The organism is Sporomusaceae bacterium, assembly GCA_031460455.1.
Classification (GTDB): Bacteria; Bacillota; Negativicutes; order Sporomusales; family UBA7701; genus Anaeroselena.
On sequence record JAVKTQ010000020.1, the window covers coordinates 1 to 16,891 of the forward strand.

At 55.9% G+C, this 16,891-nt stretch carries 20 protein-coding genes; 18 read left to right on the forward strand and 2 right to left on the reverse strand.

Annotated features, from left to right (window positions below):
* Positions 1-554: 554 nt before the first annotated feature.
* Entirely contained in the window at positions 555-803 is a 249-nt protein-coding gene (locus RIN56_18800; protein MDR7868848.1) for an SHOCT domain-containing protein, read from the reverse strand.
* A gap of 283 nt (positions 804-1,086) precedes the next feature.
* Here RIN56_18800 and RIN56_18805 point away from each other — a divergent pair, with 283 nt between their 5' ends.
* The 8 genes from RIN56_18805 (at position 1,087) to RIN56_18840 (ending at position 6,076) form a co-directional block, all read left to right on the forward strand.
* The gene (locus RIN56_18805; protein MDR7868849.1) at positions 1,087-1,386 is read left to right on the forward strand and encodes a DUF421 domain-containing protein; all 300 of its coding nucleotides are present in this window, start codon (positions 1,087-1,089) and stop codon (positions 1,384-1,386) included.
* Positions 1,387-1,535: 149 nt separating this feature from the next.
* A complete protein-coding gene (locus RIN56_18810) occupies positions 1,536-1,727 on the forward strand; it encodes a hypothetical protein (protein ID MDR7868850.1) in 192 nt (63 codons plus the stop codon).
* An 84-nt stretch (positions 1,728-1,811) separates the two neighbouring features.
* Complete coding sequence (locus tag RIN56_18815; protein ID MDR7868851.1) at positions 1,812-1,994, forward strand: hypothetical protein; 183 nt, start codon at positions 1,812-1,814, stop codon at positions 1,992-1,994.
* A gap of 142 nt (positions 1,995-2,136) precedes the next feature.
* On the forward strand, positions 2,137-2,910 hold the full coding sequence (gene lgt, locus RIN56_18820) for a prolipoprotein diacylglyceryl transferase (GenBank protein MDR7868852.1): 774 nt from the start codon (positions 2,137-2,139) through the stop codon (positions 2,908-2,910).
* A gap of 19 nt (positions 2,911-2,929) precedes the next feature.
* Complete coding sequence (locus tag RIN56_18825; protein ID MDR7868853.1) at positions 2,930-3,571, forward strand: isoprenylcysteine carboxylmethyltransferase family protein; 642 nt, start codon at positions 2,930-2,932, stop codon at positions 3,569-3,571.
* Between the two features lie 480 nt (positions 3,572-4,051).
* On the forward strand, positions 4,052-4,216 hold the full coding sequence (locus tag RIN56_18830) for a hypothetical protein (protein ID MDR7868854.1): 165 nt from the start codon (positions 4,052-4,054) through the stop codon (positions 4,214-4,216).
* Between the two features lie 61 nt (positions 4,217-4,277).
* Positions 4,278-4,970 (forward strand): response regulator transcription factor, encoded by a 693-nt coding sequence (locus RIN56_18835; protein MDR7868855.1) that lies wholly within the window; start codon positions 4,278-4,280, stop codon positions 4,968-4,970.
* The gene (locus RIN56_18840) at positions 4,967-6,076 is read left to right on the forward strand and encodes an ATP-binding protein (protein MDR7868856.1); all 1,110 of its coding nucleotides are present in this window, start codon (positions 4,967-4,969) and stop codon (positions 6,074-6,076) included. The genes RIN56_18835 and RIN56_18840 overlap by 4 nt, the downstream gene beginning before the upstream one ends.
* Here RIN56_18840 and RIN56_18845 read toward each other — a convergent pair whose 3' ends face one another.
* Positions 6,077-6,265 (reverse strand): hypothetical protein, encoded by a 189-nt coding sequence (locus RIN56_18845; protein ID MDR7868857.1) that lies wholly within the window; start codon positions 6,263-6,265, stop codon positions 6,077-6,079. It abuts the gene before it with no gap.
* Positions 6,266-6,702: 437 nt separating this feature from the next.
* Here RIN56_18845 and RIN56_18850 point away from each other — a divergent pair, with 437 nt between their 5' ends.
* The 10 genes from RIN56_18850 (at position 6,703) to RIN56_18895 (ending at position 16,657) form a co-directional block, all read left to right on the forward strand.
* Positions 6,703-7,992, forward strand: a complete 1,290-nt coding sequence (locus tag RIN56_18850) for a TolC family protein (GenBank protein MDR7868858.1) — start codon at positions 6,703-6,705, stop codon at positions 7,990-7,992.
* 23 nt (positions 7,993-8,015) lie between these two features.
* A complete protein-coding gene (locus tag RIN56_18855) occupies positions 8,016-9,299 on the forward strand; it encodes an efflux RND transporter periplasmic adaptor subunit (GenBank protein ID MDR7868859.1) in 1,284 nt (427 codons plus the stop codon).
* 11 nt (positions 9,300-9,310) lie between these two features.
* A complete protein-coding gene (locus RIN56_18860) occupies positions 9,311-12,472 on the forward strand; it encodes a CusA/CzcA family heavy metal efflux RND transporter (protein MDR7868860.1) in 3,162 nt (1,053 codons plus the stop codon).
* Positions 12,473-12,491: 19 nt separating this feature from the next.
* The gene (locus RIN56_18865) at positions 12,492-12,932 is read left to right on the forward strand and encodes a hypothetical protein (protein ID MDR7868861.1); all 441 of its coding nucleotides are present in this window, start codon (positions 12,492-12,494) and stop codon (positions 12,930-12,932) included.
* A gap of 23 nt (positions 12,933-12,955) precedes the next feature.
* Positions 12,956-13,507: a C40 family peptidase gene (locus tag RIN56_18870; GenBank protein ID MDR7868862.1), complete on the forward strand. Its 552-nt coding sequence runs from the start codon at positions 12,956-12,958 to the stop codon at positions 13,505-13,507.
* 19 nt (positions 13,508-13,526) lie between these two features.
* Entirely contained in the window at positions 13,527-13,955 is a 429-nt protein-coding gene (locus RIN56_18875) for a hypothetical protein (protein MDR7868863.1), read from the forward strand.
* 142 nt (positions 13,956-14,097) lie between these two features.
* Complete coding sequence (locus tag RIN56_18880; GenBank protein MDR7868864.1) at positions 14,098-14,259, forward strand: hypothetical protein; 162 nt, start codon at positions 14,098-14,100, stop codon at positions 14,257-14,259.
* A gap of 276 nt (positions 14,260-14,535) precedes the next feature.
* On the forward strand, positions 14,536-15,225 hold the full coding sequence (locus RIN56_18885) for a response regulator transcription factor (GenBank protein MDR7868865.1): 690 nt from the start codon (positions 14,536-14,538) through the stop codon (positions 15,223-15,225).
* Positions 15,218-16,330 (forward strand): ATP-binding protein, encoded by a 1,113-nt coding sequence (locus tag RIN56_18890; GenBank protein ID MDR7868866.1) that lies wholly within the window; start codon positions 15,218-15,220, stop codon positions 16,328-16,330. Before RIN56_18885 ends, RIN56_18890 begins: the two co-directional genes overlap by 8 nt.
* Before the next feature lie 162 nt (positions 16,331-16,492).
* Entirely contained in the window at positions 16,493-16,657 is a 165-nt protein-coding gene (locus RIN56_18895; GenBank protein ID MDR7868867.1) for a TPM domain-containing protein, read from the forward strand.
* Positions 16,658-16,891 lie beyond the last annotated feature (234 nt).

A 16,891-nucleotide genomic window follows, 5' to 3' on the forward strand; every position in this document is an offset into this window, starting at 1 on the left:
ATGTCATCAACACGCTGTTCGAACAGAAACAACAGTAACCCGTCGCCACAAACATGCAAATTTCAAACGCCACTTTCATGCAAAATCAAATCGGCGTTGACAATGGGACTGACGCTTCTCAGTGACAATGCGAATCGTTTGGTTGTTATAATCAACGTCCCCGAGGCGAACGGAAAGCAGTTCGCCCCGGTACGCAGGAGCATTAGACAGAGAAACCAAGACACGTAATAGTGTCCTTTAGACTGGGCCCGAGCAGGAGCCTTGTTTCGTCGAGAGTAAGGTACTTGGGCACCTTGCGGGATAGTGCTCGGGTAACTTCACGGGGGTTATGGACAATAGGAAGCAAATCATATCCTCCTTTAAACAAAATACAACATCTTTTGATTAATATTATACCATAAAATGGATAAAATGGATAGGGAAATGCGGGTAAATGCGTGGTGTGACATTAGTATATTAAACAATTTAATATATATTGTTCATTTCTCCCAACAGGGGAGATAGATACAAAAGAAACCGCAGCGTTAAACAGCTGCGGTTTCTTTACTACCTGCCTATATCGAAGCTAGCTCTTTTTTCATCCGTTGGTAATCTTCAAGCGAGATTTCACCTTTGGCGTAGCGCTGCTTCAAGATTATCTCGGCCTTGCGTTCCCCGGAGTACTGCTCCGCCCCGCGGAACAGTGATCTGAATAGCCATATCGCAGCGAGCACTACCATTACCGCGAAAGCAATGTGAATTACCATGCCTAGCACCATTGGCAGCCAGCCGAGAGGGCCGTCAAATCCGTACATCATCATCATGTGAACACCTCCTGTTTTGATAGTTTCTGTTGATTTCATTATAGAAAGACAATATGAAAATCCTGTGAAGGGAATGTGCAGATTTAGTGTTTTTATCCCGGCGACGTAATAGCTCAACCCGTTACACAGAATAATAGGGGCAGAAGCGCAGCGTTGGAGGGGATTAGATGCTGAAGGACAAGGATAATGCGGGAAAGACAGGTGGGGATTCTGTCCGGACACAATTATCTCGTAGCGGCAGGCATCGTAAGTCTGGCGGCGGTCAGGATGGTCAACCCTAAATGTGTTCAATATTGGCGAGGTCGAATACGCGATAATGGAGACGAGCGGGCATGTCAGCGTCATCAAAAAGCCCGGGCACAGTCCTGTTTCCGCCAAGGACCTCGGTGTGCCCGCTCCTGCCAGGCCGGCGCCGTTGATCGTCGTAAATGACGGCCATTTGGTCGAAGAGAGTATCATTCGACTCGGTTATTCGCTGTCTGGCTTCAGAGAATTTTTTTCGCTGAATTGCCCGCGACCGATAAATGAGGTATACGTCGCGACGCTCGACACGGAAGGCACTTTGTTTTTTTCGGAGATGTAGCAGAGAACCGGGCCACGGCCCGGTTCTCTGCTACGATAAGTGCGTTTGACGAGTCATTGATTATTAACACAACATTTTCACAGTGCGTTCATTAGTTCTTCATAAGAAACTGGTAAAGTTAAGGCAATAAATGAAATGGGGGAACAACCATGAAGAAGAGCGTCGTAGTATTAACGGCTATACTGTTCCTGGGGGTATTGGCTGCAGATGTAGCGCTGCAGCAACCTATGGCAGCTTACGCTGCCGCACAAAGCTCGGGTACTCAGGCGGAAGGCGCTACAAACAATGCCAAGGACGGTCAAGGCGGTAAAGTCAATGACGGCCACTCCGAGCATCATTAATGATGCGGTCTGCTTAAAATGAGCTAGGGGAATAGATCGACAGTCGACTACCTCCAATATTACTTGATAAGGAGGCCGGGAAAGATGGAATTGAAAGATGTAATCAACATATTGTTTTTCGGTGGGTTGATATTCTTCATGATGAGATTCGGCTGCTGCGGGGGACATCGCCACGGCGGATTAAAGCATGAGGGGCAAAAGGGCGGTTGCTGCGGCGGAAAGCCGGCGGAGAAAAGAAGTGACGCCAAAAGCGACGCAGCCCTGTAAGCTACACCTAACCAATAGAAGTTGCCGTTAAGCGTAATACGCAGATGGAATCCCCTGTGATATTGGGGATTCCAGATGTTTTCCGGTATGGATAGGCACCAGCGTTGCCAGAGAACGACTAGACGCACAAGGAGTGGTTACGATGCATCCGATTCTTTTTTCGATAGGCAGTCTGGAAATTCGGGCCTGGGGTTTGCTGCTTGCTCTGGGGATTTTGGCGGGGTTGTGGCTTGGGTTGCGACTTGCCCGTGGTAGCGAATTCAAAGAGGATGTCCTGATGAACTATGCTCTTTATGGAACATTGGCAGGGCTGATCGGTGCTCGCCTGTGGGAAGTGGCTTTCTCCTGGGACAGATTCGCTTCGGAACCATGGCAGGCCCTAATGCTCTGGAAAGGCGGTTTATCAATCCAAGGGGCGGTCGCCGCGAATGTCTTGCTGGCATTGTGGTACTTTAGCTCGAAGGGTTTATCATTCCGGAGGTTCGCCGACATAGGCGCTCCCGGACTTATTCTGGGCCAGGCAATCGGCAGGATCGGCTGCTTCTTGAACGGCGATGCCTACGGTAAGCCGACCACAGCTTGGTACGGCGTAGTATACCAGCCGGGTACCCCCGCGTACAACGCTTGGGGAACGACCCCTTTGGTCCCGGCCGAGCTTTTTGAGGCAGGCGCCGATATGCTTATCCTGGGTGTATTGCTGTACCTGTTCCCGCGACGGAAGTTTGACGGTCAGGTGGCGCTGGCCTACTTCGTCCTCTATTCTACCGCCCGCTTTGCCTTGGAGTTCTTGCGTACCGATAGCCTGATGGTTGGCGGTATCAAGGCGGCCCAGGCGACAGCGTTGGTTACGGCCGTTGTGGCCGCGGGCTTGATGATCCGTTACGGAATAAGGCGGTTTGCCGCCGTGCGCAGCTAGCACGAAAGGGGCTTTTAAAATGTCCGCATATGGTTTGTGGCCGATTGTGGTTGTGAATTCGCTGGTGTTCGTTATTTTCGCCTTCAGTTTCACTCGCCCGCGTTCTCTCCGGGACTGGCGCTTGTTCGGGGCTTTTTCGGCGTTCGTCGTGGCTCTGTTTACGGAAATGTATGGCTTCCCTTTGACAATCTACCTGCTTTCCGGGTGGCTGGGGAGCATGTATCCGGACGTCGACCTATTCTCCCACGAGGCGGGGCATATTTGGTATACCGTGCTGGGTCTTACCGGAGACCCGCATAGTATGGCGATACACTCCCTCAGCAATTGGCTGACCCTAGGTGGCCTGATATTCTTGGGGTTTACCTGGAGATTCCTCTACCGGGCTCAGCGCAATAATACCTTGGCAACCACCGGACCATACGCCTATGTCCGCCATCCTCAGTATGTGGCGTTCATCGTGATTCTGCTAGGCTTCCTGCTGCAATGGCCTACACTACTGACTGTGGTTATGTTTCCGGTGCTTGTTGCAATGTATTTGCGACTGGCACGCTTGGAAGAGAAGGACGCGCTGGCTGGGTTCGGGGAGGAATATGCGCGGTATATGGCCGTAACCCCGGCTTTCATACCCAGATTCAGAAGAGGAGATGCTGTCCCTAGATGATCAGATGAGGGAGAAGGGCTGCTCCAGCAGGCGCCCGGAAAGCTCATGAAGATGTTATGCGGAGGGATGATATATGGGACATTATGGATCGGGAAGATCACGACCATGATGATTGATTATGAAACCTTTTGAAAAGAGAAACCGCGGTTTATATGACCGCTGTTTCTTGTCTTATGGAGAGGATATTTACTCTTCAGAGATATGAATATCTGCTTGGTGCCCGTCTGGAAATGCCGGCGATGAGGAAGATGTTGGGGCTGGGGCGGTTCCGCCCAGGGGAGTAAGTAAACTCATAATAGGGATATGAACTTCTGATGGAGAAAATATGAATTAATGATTTTTTCATTTGTTGCCACGATTTCGTGCTAGTAGGGACACTGTCGCGTTAACAAAACAACGCAAGATTTTCACGACTGCTTCACAAGTTCTTCATATTTCAATAGTAAAATAAAGGCAAGTACAAGAAAGAGGGGGATCTTAGTGAAAAAAACTGTTGTAACCGTTATTACGGCGATATTTCTCGGTGTGTTTGCCGCAAATATCGCCGACCTACCGATGCAGACGGTTTATGCGGCTGAACAGAACTCGGACGAGCAGCCGGCTACGGCGGAAAAGAAAGACGATGGTCATTCCGGGCATCACTAGATGGTACTGGAGACTGACGTGGGCAACCTATAGGCAGACTAATTACTACGGAGGTAAACTTATGCCACACCAGTCGGTATTTATCGTCGATGATGACGTCAAGATTACGAAACTGCTGAAATCCTACTTCGATAAAGAAGGCTTCATCACGTATCTGGCCCACGAGGGCGGCGGTGCGGTGCAGGCCATACGCGACAAGAACCCGGACATCGTGATACTCGACCTTATGCTGCCCGGCATGGACGGCTGGGATATCTGTCGCAAGCTTCGCAAGGAGAGTGAAGTGCCGATCATCATGCTCACCGCCCGCGACGAAGAGACAGACCGTGTCATCGGTCTGGAGATGGGCGCTGACGACTATGTCGCGAAACCGTTCAGTCCGCGCGAAGTGGTCGCCCGGGCCAAAGCTATTTTGCGACGGACCCAGAAGGCGGTCGTGAAGGCTGAACCGATACGGGAGGGAGACTTGCTTGTCGACGTAGAGCGGCACCTGGTCAAGAAGGGCAATACTGTGCTCGATCTGACGCCGACGGAGTTCAAAATTCTCGAACAGTTACTGACGAACCCCGGCCGGGTATTCACCAGGCTGCAGATCGTCGAACGAGTGCAAGGGTATTCGTTTGAGGGATATGAAAGAACCGTCGACGCTCATATGAAAAACCTGCGGCGCAAAATTGAGGACAACCCGAAAGAGCCTCGCTACATTCTTACTGTATACGGGGTTGGCTACAGGTTTTCCGGTGAGGGCGAATGATTAGCATCACTTACCGCATCACCGGGCTGATGTTCCTGGTCATCACTTTCACGGTTTTCCTGCTGATTTATCTCGCCAACCAGCAGATGACCAGCCTGTTTCACGACTACCTCGCCAACCTCGCCGCCCAGTTCGGCGGAAATATTGCCGGACACGTGGCGGGAGGAGCGGAAGAGGAGTTTCTGAAATCGGTTCATGATTCCTTGCTCTGGGTGGGCGCGGCGATCATCCTAATCGGCCTCGCCGCCAGCTATACCCTTGCCCGCAGTATCACCGTGCCGCTGCGCGTGCTAAACGCCGGGGTCCGGGCGGTTGAACGCGGCGAGTTCTCCCACAAGGTCAAGGTTGATTCCAATGACGAGGTCGAGCAGCTGGCCGCCGCCTTCAACCGCATGGCCGAAGCCCTGGAAATGAACAACCGGCTGCGTAAGCAACTGCTCGCTGATATCGCCCACGAACTGAAGACTCCTTTGGCGGTGATCCAGGGCAACCTGGAAGGCATGGTCGATGGGGTAGTCGAGACCGACAAGGAACAACTGAGCTCTTTATTCGAAGAGTCGGTTCATCTCAACAGGCTCATCAACGACCTGCGGGACCTGTCACTTGCCGAGGCCGGCCAACTATCGCTGGATAAAACCCCCGCCGACATCAATCAGCTCGTTTCCCATGCAGTCGGCATGGTGAAGCGGCTGGCGAACGAAAAGAAAATCCAGCTTGAGTGTGACCTGGGCGAACTGCCGACACTGGAAGTTGACGCAAACCGTATTCGCCAGGTCGTTTTCAACCTTTTGACGAATGCCGTGCGTTACACCGACGCCGGCGGCAGGGTGGAAGTGGCAACCGTGGTTGAGTGTAGGGAAGAAAAGAAGTGGATCGTGATTTCCGTCGGCGATACCGGCCAGGGGATAGCAGCCGAGGATCTGCCCCATATTTTCGACCATTTCTACCGGGCGGACAAATCCCGTAACCGCAAGAGCGGCGGCACGGGCATTGGTCTGGCGATCGTCAAGCAACTGGTAGAAACACACGGCGGCAGAGTACTTGTCGAAAGCAAGGCGGGCAAGGGCAGCTGTTTTCGTGTGTTGCTGCCGGCAGGATGCCAATAGTTAGGTTTCGAACGTGAAAAATGCATCGCCGCTGGTAGAAAGCCCGATTATTTCCCGAATGCTTAGCGTAATCACGTGCAATAAAGAATCAGAAATGACCGTAGCGAATTTTGCAATAAGGCAACCGCCGATTGGCGGTTGCCTTATTGCATCAATGGCGGCAATTAACACAAGTTCTTCAGAAGTCATTCATTAGTTCTTCATATTTTCCCGTTAAGATATAAACTAGCGGCGCACCGTAGAGTATAAATGTTCACTGCTGGCGATGTCCGGTATTCAAAGGGAAAGAGAGGTGATGGGTTATGATGCTGATATTCCTGGCGATAAGCGTTCTGCTTCTTTTCTGTGCTCTCAACGCTATGCGCAGTGTGGAGATGACCGAAGAGCTTCGCAAGTAGCTGCGGCAAGCGCCTGCCATGCCGTTGGCTGTTATATATTTCGCAAAGGGAAGAGTTGAAGTTATGGTAAGATCGGGAATATTATTCCGAATAATTGCGCTATTTATAACCGTTGTTTCCTATGGAATCTCGACTGGCTGACAGGAGATTTGCTTTTAATTAGGTTAAATCTTATGTGTACTTAATCATAAAATGTGTGTTGCCGATTCTCACAGGGGAGGAATGCAAATGAAGTGGCAAAGATACCGTTTTTGGCTGGCGCCGATAGTCGCCATTACGCTCGTGGTCAACGGAGTAAGCCCGGCGCTGGCGGCTGGTGCGCTGACACTCGATGAAGCGGTCAGCGCGGCCGTGACCAACAACCCGGCGGTGATCGAATCCCAGAAACGCTGGGAAGAGAAGAAGGCGGGCGTACCGATCGCCAGTACGCTCCCTAACCCCAAGGTCGGGATAATGAAGGACGACATCCCCACCGGAACGCTGGGCCCTGGACAGGGGGCGATGACTGAGTACACGCTGAGCCAGGAGTTCATGTTTCCCGGCAAGCTCGGCCTGATGGGCAAGATGGCGGCGAACGACGCCGCGATGTCGGAGGGCGGTTATCGGGAGAAGCAGCTACAGGTCTATGTGGATGCGAAGACGGCCTATTACGACCTGCTCTACGCCAGCAAGGCGCTGGAAATCGGCAAGGAGAACCAGCTGCTGATGGGCCAGCTCGCCAAGGTCGCCCAGGTCAACTACGCCACCGGCATGGTGCCGCTGCAGGACACCCTGCGGGCCCAGACCGAGTACTCGAAGATGACCACCGACCTGATATCGATGGCCGGCATGGAGGCGGTGTCCAGGGCCAAACTTAACGTGATAATGGGCCGCCCGGCCGACGCCGAGCTGGCGGTGAGCGAGGAATTCAACGCACCGCCCCCCAACTTCGAGCTCGCCGGCCTCCAGAGTACGGCGACGAGCGCCAAACCGTCGCTGCAGGGCATGCAGTCCCAGGTGGCGATGGCGGAAAACGGCGTGGAGCTCGCCAAAAAGCAGTCGCTGCCCGACTTTGAGCTGCGGCTCGGCTACAAGGTGCCGCGGGACCTGGAGATGTCTCAGAAGACCTGGAAGGTCGAGCTGATGGCGATGCTGCCCATCTGGCAGGGCAAGAACAAGGCCCAGGTGGACAGCGCCAAGGCGAATCTCGAAGCCAGCAAAGCCGCTCTTACCGGCATGCGGAACATGATCGGCCTCGACGTCCAGATGGCGCTGACCGAAGCGCAGACCGCCTGGAGCCAGATCGACCTGTACAAGAACACCATCGTTCCACAGACCGAGCAGTCCTACCAGGCCGCGGTGATCAGCTACACCAACGGTAAGGCCGACTTCATGGCGGTGCTGGACGCGATTACGACGCTGAGAAACGCCAAACTCGGCTATTATAAGGCCAAAATCGATTACGAGAAAGCTGCCGCCAGTATCGAAAAAGCGGTGGGGAAACCCCTGTTCGGAAGCATCAGCCAGTCTAATAAATAACCATGAGAAACGGAGAGGACAGCATGCTTGATCGTATCAAGGCCAATAAATTAGTGGTCGCCGGGGTGGTGGCGGCGCTTGTCGCCGCCGGCGGCTGGGGTTATTACACCTATGCGGGCAAGAAAGCCGCCGCGCCGCCGGCGGGGAACGCCGCGCAGAGCGCCGCCGGGCATGCCGGCCACGGGGCGGGCGGTGAGGTCGTGACCCTCGACGCCAAGGCCAGGCAGCTCGCCGGCGTGCAGACGGCGACTGTCGTGAAGAAGGCGCTGGCCAAGGACGTGAAGACGACCGGCAAGATCGCGCTCAACGAAAACAGCCGGTCTTACATTACCTCGCGGGTGGAGGGCAGGATCGACGAACTTTATATAACCGCCGAAGGCCAGTATATCGCCCCCGGCCAGGCGATCGCCGCCGTGTACAGCCCGACGTACATTTCGGCCCAGGAGGAATACCTGCTGGCCTTGGAAAGCGTCCAGAAGCTGCGCGGCGCCAGCCGTGAGGTGGTGCAGCTCAACAACAAACTGCTGGAGGCGGCCAGACGCAAGATGATCCTGCTCGGCATCCCCGAGGGGGATATCGAGCATCTGACGCATACTCGCAAAGCCAACAACACCATGATAATCCGCGCCCAGTTCGGCGGCACGGTGATGGAGAAAGCGATGCTGTCCGGGGCGTACATTATGCCCGGCGACAAGCTTTTCACCCTGTCCGACCTCTCCAGTGTCTGGCTCAACGCCGACATCTACGAAAAAGACATTGCCGCCGTCCGCGTCGGCCAGGAAGTGCAGGTTGCCAGCAACGCCTATCCCGGCCAGACCTTTGGCGGTACGGTAACCTTCATAAACCCGGTGGTCGACGACGCCACGCGGGCGGTCAAGGTCAGGATCGAGCTGCCGAATCCCGACGGCAAGCTCAGGCCCAACATGTTCGTGAGCGCGGCCGTACGCCTGCCGCTGGGCGAAAGCCTGGCCATCCCGGTCTCCAGCCTGCTTGACACCGGCACCCGCAAGGTGGTATACGTCGCCCAGAGCGAGGACAGCTTCGTCAAACGCGACATCACCACCGGCCAGGAGGCGGACGGCTACATCCAGGTGCTGTCCGGCCTGCAGCCCGGCGACGTTGTCGTCACCGCAGCCGCCTTCCTGATCGACTCGCAGACCCAGCTCGGCAGCTTCGGCAGCCACGCCGGCCACGGCGGCAGCAAGCCGGCCGGTGGCGGCGCGCCCGCCGCTCAGCCCCAGGCGGCCCCGGCCGCGAACTCCGTCCAGCCGCCTGCCGGCAAAGCTAACGAACACAGCGGTCATTAGGGGGGATAAGAATGCTGAACAAACTGATCGAATTCTCCCTTAAAAACCGCGTTATCATCATCGCCCTGTCGGTGCTGATCGTGGGCTGGGGTATCTTCGTGGTCAAAGACACGCCCATAGATGCCTTTCCCGACCTGAGCGAGAACCAAGTGCTGGTGTACGCCGACTGGATGGGTCGCGGCCCCCAGGAGGTCCAGGACCAGGTAACTTACCCGCTTGAAACCGCCCTCCGCGGCCTGCCGAAGGTCAAGGACGTCCGCTCCGCTTCGTCGTTCGGCTTCTCGATGGTGACCGTCATCTTCGAGGACGGCGTGGACACCTACTTCGCCCGCCAGGTCGTCAACGAGAAGGTCCAGCAGGCCATCCCCCGGCTGCCGCGCGGTGTGCAGCCCGCCCTCGGGCCGGTAAGCACCCCGATGGGCCAGGTGTTCATGTACACCATCGAGAGTGACCGCCATAACTTGGCCGAGCTCAGGACCATGCAGGACTTCGTCATCAAACCGCAGCTGAGCGCCGTTCCCGGCGTGGCCGAGGTCGCCAGCATCGGCGGCTACGTCCTTCAGTACCAGGTCAACATCGACCCCGACCTGATGAAAGCTTACCGCGTGAGCGTCGGCCAGGTATTCGCCGCCATCGGCGCCAACAACGCCAACATCGGCGCCAAGGTCGTCGAGCAGAACGGCCAGGAGTATGTCATCCGCGGCCTTGGCCTCATCCAGTCGGTCGACGACATCGCCAACATCGTTATAACCCAGAACAACAACGTGCCCGTTTACGTCAAGAACGTCGCCAGGGTCAACCTCGGGCCTGATTTCCGCCGCGGCGTGCTGACAAAGTACGGCCAGGAAGCGGCCGGCGGCATCGTCGTCCAGCGGATGGGCGAGAACACCCTGAACGTCATCGACCAGGTCAAGGTGAAGATGGACGAGATCCAGTCCACGCTGCCCCAAGGCATGAAGTTGGTGCCCTACTACGACCAGACCGAGCTGGTCAAGAAGGCGGTCAATACCTTAAACCGCGCCCTGATCGAAGAGTTTATCCTCGTCTCCCTCATTGTCTTCCTGTTCCTCGGCAACTTCCGCTCCAGCATTATCGTCACCAGCGCCATCCCGATAGGCATCCTCATCGCCTTCATCTGGATGAAGGGCATCCATCTGTCGGCCAACCTCATGTCGCTCGGCGGCATCGCCATCGGCATCGGCGTCATGACCGACGCGGCCATCGTAATGGTGGAAAACGTCTACCGCCATCTGGCCGAGGACGGCGGCAAGCGTAACATCATTGACGTGACGCTGGAAGCGGCCAAGGAAGTGGCTGTCCCGATCTTCTTCTCGATCACCATCATCATCGTCACCTTCCTGCCGGTCTTCACCATGACGGGCACCGAAGGAAAGATGTTCAGCCCCATGGCCTGGACCAAGACCTTCGCCATGACCGGGTCGCTCATCCTGGCCTTCACCCTGGTGCCGGTGCTCTGCACCCTGCTGCTCCGCGGCAAGATCAAGGAAGAGGAGACCTGGATAGTAAGGAAGCTGCACCAGTTATACGTACCCATCCTTAAAAAAGTCATCCAGTACCGGAAAACGACGATAGTCATTGCTGTGATCATAATGATCGCCGGCTTCTCTCTGCTGCCGTTCATCGGCACCGAGTTCATGCCGGCCCTTGACGAAGGGACCTTCCTGGTGATGCCGACGATGCTGCCGAGTGTCTCGCTGACCGAGGCAATGGAGGCGGCCAAGAAGATGGACCGTTTGATAATGGAAGTGCCGGAGGTCGCGATGTCGGTGGGCAAGGTCGGCCGGGCCGAATCGGCGACAGACCCGGCTCCCATCAACATGATCGAGACGATCGTCACCCTGAAGCCCAAAGACGAGTGGCGGCCGGGGATGACGAAAGCGGACATCGAGCATGAGATGGCGACCAAACTTTCCTCGCTGCCCGGTCTCAATCAGGCGTACACCCAACCGATCGCCGGCCGGCTCTCGATGCTGACCACCGGTGTGCGCACCGAACTCGGCGTCAAGATTTACGGCGACGACCTCAAGGTGCTGCAACAGAAGGCTTTTGAAATCGAGAAGGTGCTCGCCACCGTTCCCGGTGTCGGTGACCTGCTTGCCGAGCGGATCTTCGGCGCCCCGTACCTCGAAGTCCAGGTCGACCGCGACAAGGTCGCCCGCTACGGCCTGAACATCAATGAAGTGGAGGACGCCATCGAGCTGGCGGTCGGCGGCCGCGCGGCCACGACGACCATCGAGGGCCGCAAGCGCTTCGACGTGCTGGTCCGCTACAACCGCGACAACCGCGAGAATATTGACGCGATGAAAAATATCCTCATCCCCGTGACGGGCGGTGCCCCCAAGGCGGCCGGCGGCGGTATGGGCGGCATGGGCGGCGGCGGTTCGCCCGCGGCCGCGGCGCCGAACGGCGCCAGCATTCCCCTCGGTGAAGTCGCCCAGTTTCGGGTGGTGGACGGGCCGTCGATGATCAGCAGCGAAAACGCCACCTACCGGGTTATCATCCAACTCAACACCCGCGGCCGTGACGTGGTGAGCTTCGTCGATGAAGCCAATAAACTGATCAGGGAGAAGGTCGACCTGCCGCCGGGCTACTCCGTCCAGTGGACCGGACAGTACGAAAACCAGCAGCGCGCTAAAAGCCGTCTGGCCGTAGTCGTGCCGCTGGCCATCATCCTCACCTTCTTCCTGTTGTATATGACCTTCAGTTCGGCCAAGGACGCCCTGCTCATCCTGCTCAACGTGCCCTTCTCGCTCATCGGCGGCATCGTCGCCATCTGGGCCTCAGGCATGTATCTCACCGTCGCGGCGGCTGTCGGCTTCATCGCTCTCTTCGGCATCGCCGTGCAGAACGGGGTCATCATGGTGACCTACATCAATCACCTCCGCGACCACAAGCCGCTGGAGGAAGCGATAATCGAAGGCGCGGTCACCAGGCTGCGGCCGGTTATGATCACCGCCCTTGTCGCCAGCCTCGGCCTCTTCCCGCTCATTCTCGCCACCGGCACCGGCGCCGAGGTGCAGCGGCCGATGGCGACGGTGGTGGTTGGCGGTCTGGTGACGGCCACAGTCCTGACGCTGGTCGTTCTGCCGAGTATCTATTATGTGTGGTACGATCGGCGGGAGCGGAACGAGACGCAGCAGAAAACAGCTTAAAACAATGGAGGAATGTCCGATGAAGAAAAGCAAACTAATCATTATCAGCCTGGCGCTCATCCTGTCCCTGGTCGTCGTGGCCGGGTGCGGGGGCGCCGGCGACAGCAAGCCCCAGCAACAAGCGCCTAAAGCCCAGTCTTCCATGCCGACCGGCGACCCGATGCCGATGATGAAAGACATGGACGCCAGCATGCAGGACATGCTGAAGCAGGTCAAGGCCGGGCAGATGATGGAAGCGCAGAAATCGGCCGCCCAGATGGCCGGCATGGCCGACAAGGTCATGCCGCATATGACCGACAGCGCCCTCAAGGAGCAGATGAAGAAGGCGGCCTACGATCTCCGCGACACAATGAACGGCGGCAAGGCCGACCAGACGGTGATCGAGGAAAAGATGAAGGCGATGCAGGATATCATGAAACGTACCGTCAACAACCTGCAGTCCCAGAAGCACAATCACTAACCGGTGAGGGAGGGGGCGGGCAGGTGAAAAAGTGGATAGTTGTACTGGCGGTGGCGCTCGCCGCCGTCGGGACGGCTCCGGCCCAAGCCGCCCCGGCCTCGAACCATAGCCAGTTTCTGAAGTCGCTCGAAGGTATCCTGGCCACCGGAGCGGCGATCCCCATCGCCGCCGACATTATGGTGGAAACTCCGGTCGGCCTCAACGCCGGCGTTGTTACGGCGGCGAAATATCTGCTCGGCAGCCGGGTGGTGTGGGGCGGGGCCTCCCCCGCTCAGGGGTTTGACTGCTCCGGGCTTGTGCAGTACATCTTCCGCCAGATGGGTGTCGAGCTTCCCAGGACGGCCGATCTCCAGTACCTGGCGGGAGGATTCGTCCCCAGGACCGCCCTCAGACCGGGAGATCTTGTATACTTCACGACCTATGCCCCAGGGGCGTCCCATGTGGGCCTCTACATCGGCGGCGAGAAGTTTATCCACACCTCCTACAGCCAGGGAGTGGTAGCCGTCGGCGATATGAACGATCCGTATTTCGCGCAGCGCTATTATGGAGCCAACCGTATCCTGAAAACATTTTAATGCAGGGAAGGATGTAAGAATGAACAAGAAATTAATCGCAGGAATCGCCGTAGCCTTGGTATCGGTTGTCGCTCTGAGTTTCACCTTCGGGACAACCACCGGCAGCGCCGCGGAACCGGCCAAACAGCCGCCGATGATGATGCAGCCCGGAAACATGGATCCCAAGGCCATGGCCGAGCAAATGAAGTCGCCCGAGATGCAGAAGCAGTGTGTCGAGATGATGAGAAGCCCTGAAATGCAGCAGGCGATGATGGGCATGATGAAACAGCCTGAGATGCAGGCGGCCATGAAGCAGATGCTGCAGCGGGACGCCGGCTTCCACCAGATGATGCTCGACCTGGTGAACTCGGTCGACATTAATGCAGACCATGGCAATACGTCAGGGAATAACCAGCCTTCGGGCAGTCCCTCAACCGGCTTCGATCACGGTTCTCATCACAGACAATAACAGACACCCAAGCAGCCCGTGAGTTTTTCACGGGCTGCTTTCCTTTAGTCAATAACATAAGTTTTCCATACTTCCTTCATCGGATATTCATAGTGGTATTGTAGGATATTATCAGGAAGACAAATACAAAGGAGGAAAAACCATGAGTAAAAAGATTACAGTGGGCATCCTGTTCGCGATGTTACTTTCAGTGCCGTTCGGACTGTCCTATTTTGCCGGCGCAGACTCCGTGTCGGGCCTGCCGGCTGCAGACACGACGGCCTTCTACCACAATACGTCGCCCGACTGCAACGATCACGTTTAAATGTGGCTGTGCGAGGGCTGATTTCTCCGAGCAATAAAAGCATGCGGACAGCATGCTTTTATTTTGAGTACCCAACGTCCGCGGCAAAATATTCAAACTGATACTCGCATCCCCGTGAAAAAAAGGTTGCCGGCGAAGCCGGCAACCTTTCATATTTAGGCTGCGGTATGTGGTGAATAACATAGTATCTTCATACAACCTTCACGGGATATTCATATTTTTTCGATACAATCAGGAAGTAAAGATTGGTAGATGCACAAGCAGGGGGTAGCAATTTTGAAGGTTCTTGTCGTTGACGATGACGAGAAATTGGTTGCGGTGCTCAAAGCCTACTTGCTCAAAGAAGGATATGTCGTGGATACGGCTCCGGACGGTTTTTCGGCCATAGAAAGGGCGGCCAGATTCCAGCCGGATGTTATCCTGCTTGATTTGATGCTGCCCGATCTTGACGGTTGGGAAGTTTGCAAGGGAATACGGCGGACAAGCAACGTGCCGATCATCATGCTTACCGCCGTAACCGGCGAGGATCAGCAGGTCAACGGCCTTGATCTGGGGGCCGACGATTACGTGACCAAACCGTTCAGCCCGCGCGAGGTGATGGCGCGCATCAGGGCGATAATCCGGCGGATCAAGCCGGCTACCTCCGATGGAGGCGGCGTTCTTAGCCAGGGTAATATCGAACTGAATACAATTCGCCATACAGTGGCGGTTAATAGCGTCCCAATCGACCTCACTCCGACTGAGCATAAGCTGCTGGAGCTGTTCATGTCCCGCCCTGGACAGGCTTTTACTAGGCTGCAGCTTGTGGAGCGGATCCAGGGCTACGGTTACGAAGGCTACGAGCGGACCATCGATTCGCATATCAAGAACCTGCGCAAAAAGATCGGCGATGAGCAGGACAAGCCCGGCTATATCAAAACAATCTACGGTGTCGGCTATAAGATGATCGGTGACGGCCATGAGTAGTCTGCTGGCGCGCATTATGGCGTTCTCATTCCTGTCGACCGCAGCAATGCTGATCGCCCTGGCCGTGATCGTCAACTATCAGGTCTCGGCGAGCTTCAACCATTATCTTATCATGTATCACAGCACCGGCATGCACGGCATGATGGGGGCCAACATGGCCTCCATGATGGGAGGGCCGGAAACAGAGTTCATAGCTTCGTTCAGAAAAGCCCTGACGCTGGTAGCGGCTTTCATGACGGCCGCAGGGGCCGTGGTTAGTTACTACCTCGCTCGCAGCATTTCGCGGCCGGTAATGAAACTCAATAATGCGGTCAACGCGGTTGCCAAAGGCAATTTGGACATTGCCGTGCCGGTCAGCCGGCAAGATGAAATAGGCCAACTGGCGAGGTCGTTCAATTCCATGACGGTAAGCCTCAAAGCAAACAACGTGCTGCGGCAAAGGTTTCTCGCCGGTGTCGCCCACGAATTGCGCACGCCGCTGGCGATATTAAAGGCCAATCTTGAAGGTATCGCAGACGGAGTTGTGAACCCAGATGCTAAACAAATGGGATCGCTGAGCGAAGAGGTGGACCGTTTGGCCAAAATCGTCGAGGATTTGCGTGACTTGTCCCTACTTGAGTCGGGGCAACTGCGGTTCGACTTTTCGGCGGTCGATGTCGACGCTGTTTTGACAGACATTGTCGGCATGATCAGGCCGCTTGCCGATGCGAAGGAGGTAACACTCGCTTTGAATCTGCCCAATGAGCCAGCCTTTGCCTGGGCCGACCCTGCCAGGACCCGTCAGATTGTCTATAACCTGGTCGTCAACGCGATAAAATACACGGGACCAGGCGGCACGGTCACGTTGTCCACGATCACTGACGGCACGAAAACCGAGATTCGCGTCGCCGACACCGGGATCGGTATCCCGCCCGAAAACCTGCCGTTTATCTTTGATTACTTCTACCGCGTGGATTCCTCGCGATCCAAGCAAAGCGGCGGCAGCGGACTGGGGCTCGCCATCGTCCGCCAGCTTGTGACTGCGCAGAACGGGACGGTGAAGGCGGACAGCGCGCCCGGTGTAGGCAGCACCTTCTCGGTCGCGTTGCCGGTGAGACGACCATAAAGGTTTAAAATGGGCCGGCGTAAAATCCTGACGGCAAACCGACATCAGCTAAAGCCGCCGAGCATAAGCTTGGCGGCTTTGTTCGTAAACCACATTAGTTATTAAAAATGCCTTCATAACTAATTCATACAGTTTTGTTATCCTGAATGCGAAATTGATAGACTGGGTTCTGCTTTGGAAACAAAGACAAAGGCCCGGCTTGTTGCGGTAACGGTCAATACGCTGAACGGACGGACTATCGAAGAGTATGCGCTGGACCTCATGCGGCGATGGGGCATCGGTGATAAAACGGCCAAAACGACGGTCTGGGAGCGCTGCAAATGGTAAAAAGGGCACAGCCTGAAATCATCGGTATTGAGCTGGTGCGGCCGCGTATGGTCGGCCCTGAAGTCTGCCGCAGACTACGGAACGAACCTAGTGCACACGCAGTCATCATGCTAACGGGTAGGGGGCAGAAAGATGCCCGAATCTCTAGGGCTGCTGCGGCAGCCAGCGAAAACATCATTACTTTTCCATAGTTCCTCCATACGATTTCCACATTTATCAGCTATGATAAAGCCA